This is a genomic window from Flavobacterium praedii (assembly GCF_026810365.1).
GTDB classification, from domain to species: Bacteria; Bacteroidota; Bacteroidia; order Flavobacteriales; family Flavobacteriaceae; genus Flavobacterium; species Flavobacterium praedii.
Window position 1 is genome coordinate 3,595,256 of the sequence record NZ_CP113948.1, and the last position, 12,204, is coordinate 3,607,459.

The 12,204-nt window shown below is 31.1% G+C and carries 8 protein-coding genes; 2 read left to right on the forward strand and 6 right to left on the reverse strand.

Annotated elements, in window-relative coordinates; all coding sequences use genetic code 11:
- Positions 1–6: 6 nt before the first annotated feature.
- The 6 genes from OYT91_RS15265 to OYT91_RS15290 form a co-directional block, all read right to left on the reverse strand.
- A complete protein-coding gene (locus OYT91_RS15265) occupies positions 7–2,157 on the reverse strand; it encodes a GumC family protein (RefSeq protein WP_281238643.1) in 2,151 nt (716 codons plus the stop codon).
- A gap of 10 nt (positions 2,158–2,167) precedes the next feature.
- Complete coding sequence (locus tag OYT91_RS15270) at positions 2,168–2,896, reverse strand: polysaccharide biosynthesis/export family protein (protein WP_281238644.1); 729 nt, start codon at positions 2,894–2,896, stop codon at positions 2,168–2,170.
- 24 nt (positions 2,897–2,920) lie between these two features.
- Complete coding sequence (locus tag OYT91_RS15275; protein ID WP_281238645.1) at positions 2,921–3,355, reverse strand: response regulator; 435 nt, start codon at positions 3,353–3,355, stop codon at positions 2,921–2,923.
- Between the two features lie 142 nt (positions 3,356–3,497).
- The gene (locus OYT91_RS15280; protein WP_281238646.1) at positions 3,498–7,316 is read right to left on the reverse strand and encodes a PAS domain S-box protein; all 3,819 of its coding nucleotides are present in this window, start codon (positions 7,314–7,316) and stop codon (positions 3,498–3,500) included.
- Positions 7,317–7,318: 2 nt separating this feature from the next.
- Entirely contained in the window at positions 7,319–8,461 is a 1,143-nt protein-coding gene (locus OYT91_RS15285) for an FIST signal transduction protein (RefSeq protein WP_281238647.1), read from the reverse strand.
- Between the two features lie 5 nt (positions 8,462–8,466).
- Positions 8,467–9,816 (reverse strand): sigma-54-dependent transcriptional regulator, encoded by a 1,350-nt coding sequence (locus tag OYT91_RS15290; protein ID WP_281238648.1) that lies wholly within the window; start codon positions 9,814–9,816, stop codon positions 8,467–8,469.
- Between the two features lie 330 nt (positions 9,817–10,146).
- On the opposite strand from OYT91_RS15290, the gene OYT91_RS15295 reads away from it, so the two are divergent.
- Together OYT91_RS15295 and OYT91_RS15300 are read left to right on the forward strand one after the other, a co-directional pair.
- The gene (locus tag OYT91_RS15295) at positions 10,147–10,845 is read left to right on the forward strand and encodes a PH domain-containing protein (RefSeq protein WP_281238649.1); all 699 of its coding nucleotides are present in this window, start codon (positions 10,147–10,149) and stop codon (positions 10,843–10,845) included.
- 126 nt (positions 10,846–10,971) lie between these two features.
- On the forward strand, positions 10,972–12,174 hold the full coding sequence (locus tag OYT91_RS15300; RefSeq protein WP_281238650.1) for an NAD(P)/FAD-dependent oxidoreductase: 1,203 nt from the start codon (positions 10,972–10,974) through the stop codon (positions 12,172–12,174).
- The last annotated feature ends 30 nt before the right edge of the window (positions 12,175–12,204 follow it).

The window sequence follows — 12,204 nt, forward strand, 5'->3', positions numbered from 1 at the left end:
AGCATTTTATTTTGTAATGTATTTTTTCCAAAGTTTTTTTACTTCAAAAAACACGCTTGGGCTGTAGTTTAATTTATTTAATACAAACCAAACATTTGGTAATTTGTATTCATCTTTTAATAGTTCGATTTTTAGAACTGTTTTTTCGGCAGATTTTCGGCTGTCTAAAACAATTAGGTTTTCGCTTGCCAAACTCATAAAAAGCAACGCAAGTTTGTCTTCTTTTATAGCTTGATTGTGAATGATGCACAACTCAAAATGGCTCATTATTTCCTGAATTTCATTTTGAAATGCAGTTTTGGTATAGCTTAAGTATTTTGGATCTGAAAAATTGCGGTATTCAGCAGTTTCAAACTCATTTTCTAATTGTCCTGTTACATCAAATACAACGATTTTTCGTCCTTGTTTTTTGAAAGCAAAGGCTAAATTTTTGGAGTGAAATAAATGATCTTTATCACTGTCATAAGAACTTATGGCCAAAATATTTTTGTCTTTTATCATTCCTTTCAACTCCATTTGAATGGCTTCTTTCAAAAAGTTAGTTTTAATTTCTGAAGTTGATTTCAAAAAAGGGGTTGCTATTGCTACCGGAATAGTGCTGTTTTTTTCGATGGTATAGATGTCATTTACTTTTGCTTTTGCAAAATGAACAATATAGATCAGAACAACAGATCCAAACAATCCCATCAATGCAGCGACTACAATTATTATTCCGCGAATAGGAGAAACTGGAGTTTTCGAAATTTCGGCTGGAGTGATAATTTTATGAAAAGCAATTTTTGCAGATCGTGCAATTTCAGCATCAATTCTTTTTTCATTCAAAAAATTATAATTCGATTCATAAAGATTAAATTCTCGGTTTAAAATGGTTAATTCTTTTTCTTTTTCAGGCAAACCGATAAATACTTTTTCTGATTCGGTTATGTCATTTGTAAGATCGTTGTATTTTATTTGTAAATTTTTCTCCGTGTTTTTGATACTTTCAATTTGATAATCGATGAGGTCTTTTAGTTTTGCATCTATAATTTTTACTTTTTCATTTTCGGGTGTATAAGTCATCAATAAATCTTTTTTGTCCGATTGTAGTTTTTTGATGTTTTTTACCATTTCTGTTGAAAGTAAATCAGTAAAAGCTTCAAAATTGGGAGCCAAATCCAAATAATTTGTTTTTCCGGCTGCGATATATTTATTCAAATCTTTGATCGCATTTAGGTTCATTTTTATATTGGTTTGCTCAATTTTTAATTGTGATATTTTGCGTAAATCGGTTTCGGTTTCTTGTCTTACATTGACAATGTTTTTTTTATCTCTATAATTTTGAATATTATTTTCAGAACTGGATAATTTTTTATTTGAGTTACTGATTTCTTTTTGTAAAAAATCCACTGTGGTATTTGCGGCTCGAAACTTATTTTCGATATAATCTTTGATATACATTTCGGCCAATTTATTTACAAAAAGAGCTGCTTTCTCAGGCACATTACTTTTCATATTAATGCGAATCACAGGTACATCCTTGTCAACCGGGACGATATCTAAATTTTTGTTGATTTTTTCCATCAATTTTTGGTTACTCAAAAATTCAAATTCGTAAGTGTCAATTATTTTTACTTCTTTTTTGGATAGAATAAAAGGTTCGTTTAATGTAATTAAGAAGGTAGCACCATTAATTTTTAAAGGTTTGCCAAATTTCCCGGGTATGCTTTGATTTGAATTAGGGTAAAAAAACTGAAATTCTTTATCCGAAATGACATTTAAGGAATAGCGTTTGTCCAATGCTTTTTCGGTCTGAAAAGTACCTTCTATCAAAATGGGAGAGTTGCCAAACAATTCAACGGTTAGCATATCGCCTTTTCTGTATATTTCTTTATTGAAAGGGACTTCTTTTAAAGATTTTTGAATCAAATTTGCTGATTTTAATACTTCAATTTCAGTCGCTATTTTATTGGCAGATGCAAATACATCAAGATCCTTGAATAAATTAGCACTTGGCACTCCTTCTTGCACATCGGCAAGTTTAAGCATGGTGGTGCTTTCATACATAGGAGTTACATAATTTAAATATTTTTTGGCCGCCAAAACAGATACAACCATGACCAAGATGATGATTGGTAATCCTCTTAAAAAAGGCTTAAGTAATCGTATGTTTTCGTTCATGTTTCCTTTTTTAAAATAAGCCAATTAAAATCGCAGCTGATGTTATCGTGGTGGTAAGAGGTATAATAGTGGCTATACGTTTGTCAAATTCTTTGTTCTTTTTGGAAGGAACAATTACTACATCGCCAGGATGAAGCTGTATATTGGTGTTTACAATATCATTATCATTGGTCAAGTCAAGATTGGTTATTTTTACAGTTGTTCCTACTTGGCGAAGTATTTTAATTGATTTTAAGTTGGCATAAAAGTCGAAACCTCCCGATTTACTGATCATTTCGAATAGTGTCACATGATCTTTATCTATTTTTATGGTATTTGGATTTTTGACTTCACCAAGAATTGTAATTTCTTTATTCAATACTTTGATATCTACTATTGGATTCACCAGCCATTTTTTAAGAGCAGTTCTCAATTCTTCTCTCAATTCAGGAATTGTTTTGTTTACTACAATAGTTGGCCCAATTTTTGGAATTTCGATACTGCCATTTGTATCGACCATAAGCCATTTTCCATATACTTCATTTGAATCATAAATTCCATAAACCGAACCTACGCTCAAATTATCTTCGCCCCAAACAGAAATAGACAGTTTGTCATCTACTCTTATTTTATATTGATACGTTGAATCATATAGAAATGCAGCTTGATCTACAACAGGTTTTTTGCTGACCAATAGATTTTCTGTTTTACAAGATGTAAAAAATAAAGACAGTAAAAGTATTTTTAAAATTGTTTTCATTTGGGGTACTGTTTAATAATAATCCTAGAAAATGGATAAAAATCGTCTTGTTAAAGAAGGATTCGTTTTTTTGAGTTCTTCTTTTACTTTTATGATTTTAGAAATAATTAAATCCATTTTTTCACAAACCATTTTATCCTTTATGATATAATCAAAAGCGCCATATTTTAGTGCGTCTACTGCTGTTATGATATTTTCTTGACCAGAAATCATCACCACATAAATATTGGGATTTTGTCTTTTTATTTTTTTCAAAACTTCAAAACCTGTAATGTCTTCCATATTATGATCCAAGAAAATAATATCTGGTTTTTGATCAAGATTTTTTAAACAATCATTTCCATTACTATAATAAGTAATATCCGTATAATTTAAGTTCAATAAGTATTGTTCGTACATATTGGCATAAAACATATCGTCGTCTACGATAAAGAATTTAAATTGAGCTGAATTTTTCATAGTATATGTTATTTTGATAACAGCTATACCAATATCAAGCCAAAATTTCTAAATCATTGAAAAACAAGTTATTAACTGTTTTTTATGTTTTTTATTTTTTCCATATTTTGGAAAATTTTTCCATTTAAATAAAAATAAAGAATTATTTATTAAGCTCATTTTCATTAAGTAAGGAAATGACTTGGAGTAAAGTAGATTTGATAATCGAAAAAAGAGACGTTATTTGTTCTTTATCTATAGTTTCCTGTGCTACTTTTTCAAGGGATTTCATCTCCTCTTCGATAGATTTTATACCTAAACTTTCTACACTTGGTTTTATTTTATGAATCAATCTGCCTATTTCGGAAAAGTCATCAACAGATATTGCGGTTGTGATGTTTTCTATTTCAGTAGTAGTTTGTTTTATAAATAGGTGAATCATTTTGGTTACAAATTCCGAGTTTCCTCTGCTTAAGTTGTTTAGAGAGTTAAGGTTATAAAGATTTTCAGTATTCAAAGGTTTATTTTCTTTAAAATTCGCAATTTTTTTATGTACAGTATACTTTGCAATGGTATTTAACAGAATTGTTTCGTCAAACGGTTTTGTCACATAATCATTCATCCCAGCTTTTTTGCATTTTTCGATTTCGGCTTTAAAGGCATTGGCGGTAAGCGCAATAATTGGAGTAGTTACTTTAAAATCGTTTCTAATAATTTGGGTGGTTTCATATCCATCCATTTCAGGCATTTGAAGATCCATTAGGATAATGTCAAAATTTTGGTTTTTCAAAATAGTAATGGCTTCCATTCCATTTTCCGCCTCGGTAACAGTACAATCATAATATTGCAGCGTATTTTGCGCAACCATTCGATTCATTTCATTATCCTCAACCAATAAAATAGAAAGTCCATTGAGTTCTACCATCTTTTCTTGTTGTTTTAAATTCGCAATGTTTTCAGGATTTCCTTTTATAAAATTGACATAAATTCGAATTGTGGTTCCTTCATTTTTTTTACTTTGAATGTCAATTTTTGCATTCATTAATTGAATAAGTTCATAGGTAATTGCCATACCTAAACCAGTTCCGCCAAATTTTCTAGTAATGGTTTTGTCTTCTTGCGAAAACTTCCTGAAAATATTTTCAATAAAACTTTCATCCATTCCTATTCCCGTATCAGATATAGATAGGCATAATTCCTGAAAGGTGATATTGTCCTTAATTAGTTCACATTCTATGGATATTTTGCCTTTTGAAGTAAATTTTAAAGCATTTCCAATGAGGTTATAAAGAATTTGCTCCAATCGTAAGGTGTCCCCTTTTAATACGGTATTTACTTGGTCCGAAATTTTAAAATTGAGTTTTAATCCTTTCTCTTTGGCTTTTGGTTTTAGAATTCGGATAACATTTTTGATAGAATTTTTAATAATAAAATCTTCTTTTTCAAAGGCCATTTCACCTGCTTCAATTTTTGAAATATCCAAAATGTTATTAATTATGGAAAGCAAATGTTTGGATGCGATAGAACTGTTTTCTATGTATCTTTTTTGAATTTCAGTAAGTTCCTGTTTTTCTAGTTCTCTCAAAAAGCCAATAATTGCATTTAGAGGAGTTCGTATTTCATGACTCATATTGGCCAGGAAGGTTTCCTTTGCTTTAGACGCTTCTTCGGCTTTAATTTTCTCTGCCTCAAGGTCTATTTCAAGTTGCTTTTGCTCAGTAACATCTAAATGAATTCCTACTGAACCGATAAGGTTTCCATTGTCATCATAATTAGGACCTCCACTGATGGTCCACCACCTGAGTTCACCTCTTTTGTTTTTAATGGGAACTTGATATAAGTCGGATATGCCTTGTTCTCGTAATTCTATTTTCGAGGATATTTTTTCTTTATTTTCCCCAAAAACAAAAACATCTGATGGGTTTTTCCCCAAAAGCTCACTCATTTCGTATCCAGACATGGTGGCAAAACTCTGATTGACAAATCGTATAATCTCATTATTGTCAACTTCTATTAAGCCTAAATTCATGTTGGCAATAATATTTCGATATTTTTCTTCTTGAAATCTTAAATTGGATTCCGCTTTTTTTCTTTCGGAAATATCTTGAATAAAAGAACAAAAGAACAATTCATCATTCTCTCTAATAGGTACGATTGAAATTTCAATTGGAAATTCTATACCCTTTTTGTGCATAGCTGGAAGCTCTATTTGTTTGTTTAAAATTGGTCCTTCGCCTGTGTCGATATAATGTTGCATTCCTTTAGTATGTTCGGCCTTGTGTTGTTTTGGAATAATGGTTTGATTTAGTGTTTTTCCCAAAACTTCATTTTCGGACCAACCAAAAATAGATTCTGCTTGACTGTTCCAAAAGGTAATCTTTCCTTTTGTATCAATCATTATTATTGCATTCAAAGAGGCGTTCATAATATTACGGGATCGCTCTTCGCTTTGTTCCAGAAGTTTTTGATTTAGAATTCGATCGGTAACATCTGTATATTTCCAGAGATGTCCTTTGTATTTGTCATTAATAAAAAGAGGAATATAATCTCTTTCATAAAATGTATTTTGGGTTGTCTCTATTAGTTCTCCAATTATAGTTTTTCTTTGTGCTAATATTTCTTTAACTCTCGATACAAAATAATCGGGTTGTTTGTATAAAAGTTTATTTTCTTCAAATGTTATCGAAAAATCAATGCCTTCTTCGTTCTCAGGGGTTGTTTTTTTATTTTTCTGATCCCAAAATAGCTGATTGGAAAATAAGATGTATTGGTTTTCATCTTCAACCAATATTCCAGATTTGAGGTTATTTAATAATGTTTTTAAGAGTTCAACAGTTCGAGAAAGCTGGTTTTCGGCTTCTTTTCTTTTAGAGATATCTTGAATAAAGGCACAGAAAAACGTTTCTCCATTCTGATTGATTGGAATAATGGAGACTTCCGTTGGGAATATAGTTCCTTCTTTATTGATGGCATCCAGTTCTACTTGTTTGTTTAGAAAAAAGTCTTCACCGTTAGCCAGATAATGCTTAATTCCATTATCATAATTCTCTTTATTATAAGTTGGAACAATATAATCTGAAAATATTTTACCTATTATTTCTTCTTTTTTCCATCCAAATATAATCTCGGCTTGTTGGTTCCAAAACGTTATTTCTCCTTTGTCATCTACTGTGATTATAGCATTTAGCGAAGCATTCATGATCTGTCTGCTTCGTTCTTCACTTTGTTCTAATGATATTTGGTTTTGAATTCTATCGGTTACATTATTATATTTCCAAAGATGTCCTTTGTATTCATTATTTATATAAATCGGGATGTAATCTCTTTCTAGAAATCGATTGTCCGAAGTTTCTAGTAATTCATTGGTCACAATTTCTCTTTTGGCTAGTATTTCATTAATTCTGGAACAAAAATGTTCTGGTTTTTTGAACATCAATTTTGAATCTTCGGCAGAATTTGTGCAATCAAATCCAATCATAGATTCTGGATTTAAAGGTATCGAGAAAATAGAACAGAACATTAAGTTGGTAAACAGAATACTACGGTTTTCATCTTCAACTAGTATTCCAGAATTAAGATTGGCCAATAAAGTTTTTAATAATTCTACTGTTCTTGATAGATTTTTTTCAGTTGCTTTTCTTGATTCTATTTGTTGGTTCAAATACTTCGAAATAAAGAGTAAATCATCAACATTGTCATCTGGATTTATTCCTAAAAAACTGTCGTCTAAAGTTTCAATACTGTCGTATAAATTTGAAATGGATTCTTGTTTTAAAGCATACTCTTTTTTCAAATTTTGATTGATTTCATGGTATTCTTTCTCGCTTTCCTGAAACGAATGATCCATCAATTCTTTATCTCTTTCAAATGAAAAATAGGAATCGTTAATGGATTGTAGAAAAGTTTGCAACATTGGATCATTTACCAATTCATTTGGTAGATACTTTTTGATTTGTTTTTGTAGTTGTTTATGAAAATCCATACTTAATCGATTTCGTTTAAACATGTAATAGTCATGGTTTGATTGTGTAATTCACAATTAGCCATTGGTTTGAGAGGCGAAATTTCACCATAGGAATAGAAACCAGTGAGTAGGGTTTTGTCTCCAAATATTTCCGAAACGGCTTCAATTTCTTCTTCGGTTCTATTGCTTAATATGAGTTTTCTTCCTACACAACTTATTAAGATTGCCAATTTTGGATTACTCGTATTCATTTTTAAACAAGTAGAAGCAGCATCGCTAGCAGCATCAATCAAACGATCAAAATTGGCTTTCATAAAACGAACTTTACTTCCTAAAGGAATGTCACCTGCAAAAGTCATCGACTGATTTTTTTCGTCAATAGATAATATGGTACGTACAATTGGATCTTCACTTTCATTTAATTTTATGGATAAAGGAAATAATAATGCAGACCCTGGTAGTTCATCAGCATATTTGCCCAAGTAGGTTTTATACAAATCAAGCGCATTTTTGCCGTCTATCTCAAATAGCACATTATCGGTTGCTTTTGTAACAGTTCTTTCGAGTCCAAAACTTTCCCAACCCCCAAGAGATCCATGAGATACTTCCAGTTGGGAGCCATACAAACCAACTGCAATAATTTTGCCTATTTCTGGCACTTTATTTAAGCCTACATACGTTTTTTCAAATTTGGCACTATCTCCAGCTAATCCTCCAGTAATTAATACGGATTCCTTTTTGGTATGATTCATCCCTTTTACTAGTTCACTGCCATTTACTTTTCCTCCATCAGAAAGCACAAACACAAGCTTTAAATCTTCTTGGGGGAAAGTCTTTATTAAGGATGAACCTGCTTCAAAGCTGCTTGAAAAATCATGAATATCTACTTCGGTTGTTTTTATTTTGGTTGTTGAAAATGATAGGGCCGTAATTGAAATGGTATTGTCAATAACTTCATTGTCATAAATTTCTCCAGAGGAGGAACATAAAAGTATTTCTGCTTTTGGAAAGATATTTTTTATGGCTTCAAATGAATTTGGATTCGATATCAAGTCACGTGACCCGAATCCAAGGACTAAATGTGCTTGATCCAAAATTAAATTTTCTTTATTTTTTCCTTCAACAAATGAATTTTCTTTATAAAGTGATGCTGCTACTTTCATATGTTTTATTTTTTTAAATCCAAAGACTGAATTAAATTGTAAATGGTTGATTTACCTATGTCTAGTTTTTTTGCCGTTTTTAAAACATCATTGTTATTCTTTTTTAGGTAGTGCATTATTATTTCAGCATTATATTCTTTTAGTGTTTTCTCTTCCGAAAGAAAAAAATCGGTATCATGAATACTGTTAAATGAAAAATCATCGGCAAGAATTTCATTTGATTCACACATTACACAAGCTAGATCTATAACCGACTTCAATTCGCGAATATTTCCCGGAAAAGGATATTTCAATAATTTATCCTTTGCTTCTTTAGATAGTATAATTGGTTTCATTTTATTATCTTTTACAAATAAATCAATAAAATGCTTTGCCAATAGCAAGGTATCATTTCCTCGTTCTCTTAGAGGTGGCAACTCAATGGGTAATCCTATAATTCTATAATATAAATCTTCTCTAAAAGTTCCTTTTTTGACCTCTTGAGCCAAATCTTTATGAGTTGCAATAATTAACCTTGCATTGAATTTTATTTTTGTGGATCCACCTAATCGTACCACTTCTCTTTCTTGTAAAACTCGAAGTAACTTACTTTGAAGATTCAAATCCAATTCGGCTATTTCATCCAAAAAAATAGTGCCTCCATCGGCTTGTTCAAATTTTCCAATACGTCTAGTATCAGCACCCGTGAAAGCTCCTTTTTCATGTCCAAAAAATTCACTTTCTACTAATTCTTTTGGAATGGCGGCCATGTTTACCGCAATAAAAGGCTTGCTTTTTAATTCGGAATTATAATGTATGGCTTTGGCAACTACTTCTTTACCTGTTCCGGTTTCTCCAGTTATCGAAACATTTATATTGGTATTGATAGACTTGTTTATTTTATTAAAAACACTTTTTATAGCTTCACTTTGACCAATAATTGTTTTTTCAAAACTAAACTTCTGTTCTAATTTTTCTTTGAGTACTTCAACTTCATGAACTAAGTTTAGATTCCCTTTAATTTTAATAATCGAGTTCCACAACAAGTCTTTGGTGTGGTTGTTTTTTACAATATAATCGTCAGCTCCAGATTTTAAGAATTCGACAGCTACTTCAATATCTTCTTGTCCACTTATGATTATTATTGGAATCGAATTATTGATTTCCTTTATTTTTTTTAAAAGCAAATCTCCAGAAATGTCCGGCAAACCAAAGTCCAAACAAATAATATCGGGCTTTAAATACAAATGACTTAAACACTCTTTTCCTGAGTAAAAAAGATGAACTTCAAAATCTGGATTTAACTTTAAATGGTATTTTAAGGTTTCACCAAAAAAAGCATCGTCTTCAATTAGAAATATTTTTATTAGACTCATAGCGTTTTTTATTTACTTTCATCAATTAAAGGTATGAAATAAAAGTAAAGCTTTTCTGTTTTATAACAAAAAAAACGGTATTTAGTCGATATAAAATGACATTTAATAGCTAAAAATGGTTTTTTTAGTCTGAGAATTTCAAATTATTGTGTCGAATTAGAAAATAGACATTACTTTTGTAGTGAAGATAAGAATTAAAAATATATTTTAAAATATATTCTGCACACTATTAAAAGGTTATAAAAAAATTTGATAAAGTGCATCTGGAATTCAAAAAAAATTCTCTCGATAATTTTCGTGGGGTTATAAATAAAAAAACATTTTTTACTAATGAAAGAACAAATTAAAAAGTTTTTAAACGAAGAACAAGATCCAAAAGCAATTGAGAAAGTTACATCAAAATTGAAGGATATTTTAATGAAAAATGAGGAAGTTGGATATATTGCTGTGCAAAAAAAACCTGCATTGACCGTTCTTCCAGACAGTATTGTAATGACCAATAAAAGAATAATTATCTGTCAGCCTAAAAATTTGGGCTTGTCTATGAATTTTATTGATTACACATGGGATGATATTGAAGGGACTTTTGTCAAAGAAAATATTCTTGGGTCAGAATTTTCTTTTTCGACCAAAACCGATATGCAAGTTTCGATTGATTATATTCCGAAGATTCAAGCCCGTAAAATATTTACATATGCCAAAGAGCAATTGGATATTTTAAAAAATCATACAAATTCTGTTTCGCCTGTTACCGAAGAAATTGCTCCGACATTAATTGAAGAGTCTGAAATGATTGAAGAAATGGAAACAGAAGAAATTACGGATTATGCCGAAATTATGCCAGTAGTTTCAAATTATGCGGAGCCTATAATTGACAATACCTTCACTTCAACCGAAAAAAGGCCAAGTGAATTGACACAAGACGAACTTTTTGCAAAGCTTCAAAACTATAAAAAGTTACTCGATAATGGTTTAATTTTACAAGGCGAATACGATGCCTTCAAAAAAGAGATTTTGAGTTATATGTAGTCTATTACAAAAAAAATAAATCAACCCGACACTTCATACATGTCGGGTTTTTTTTGGTCTTGTGTGATAATTGTTACTGTTTAAATTATTTTGTGAATTTAACTTTACACTATAAAATTTAAAATTATGACAACGACAGTAGTAGTAGGAGGGAGCTTTGCTGGAATGACGGCAGCACTCGAAATAAAAAGAAAAGGCAGAGAAGAGCACAAAGTAATTTTGATAGACAAATCCCCTTTGTTTTTATTTATTCCATCCCTTATTTGGGTGCCTTTTGGAAGAAGAGAAATAAAAGATATTTCTTTTAAAAAAGAAGAAGTATTAAAGAAAAAAGGTGTTGATTTTGTTCACGCAGAAGCCCTAAAAGTTGATACTACAACCCAAACGGTGTCTACAACCAAAGGGGATTTTAAATACGATAATTTAGTAGTGGCCACAGGGCCAAAAGTGAAATATGATATCGCACCAGGAGTTGAAGAATTTGCTCATTATATAGGTACTCCAAACGGGGCAATGAAAATTCGAACTACCTTGGAGGAATTCAAGAAAAACCCAGGGCCTATTGTAATTGGTGCTACTCAAAATGCAGGTTGTATGGGAGCTGCTTATGAATTTTTATTCAATATCGAAAAATGGTTACGGGAACAAAATATTCGCAAAAAAGTCGATTTGTATTGGATTACTCCCGAAGATTATTTGGGACATTTTGGAATAGGAGGAATGCCAATGGGTGAAACCATGCTCAAAACTTTTATGAAAATGTTCAATATTCACTACAGAACAGAAGTCGGTGTAAAAGAAGTTTTTGCTGATGGAGTAGAATTGTCTACGGGTGAAATAGTACCCAGTAATTTCACTATGCTTATGCCGCCCTTTATAGGTGTTGAGTTTGTTACAAATTCACTAGATCTTAAAGCTACTCCAGCAGGCTATATTCCGATTGGAGACGATTATAAACATCTATATGTTCCAAACGTTTGGGCAGCAGGAATTGCTGTTGATGTAAAGTTGCCTTTTACCCCAAAAAGCATACCGTTTGGTTCTCCAAAAACAGGCTACCCATCTGATGAAACCGGAAAAATTGTAGCAGAGAATATTATACGTACTACCAAAGGAAGAACAGATTTGGTAAAAAAATCTTGGGGACGAATTCCTGGACTTTGTATAATGGATGCTGGAAAAAAAGAAGTACTTATAATATCCAGTTCTTTGTTTAAACCGCGTTCTTTTGCAATTATGATTCCTAATATTCTGTATGATTTTAATAAAGTCTTACTCGAAAAATATTTTCTTTGGAAAACTAAAAAAGGATTTGCATTTTTGCCCTAACTTGATTTTGATCAATAAAAAAAAGCCTTT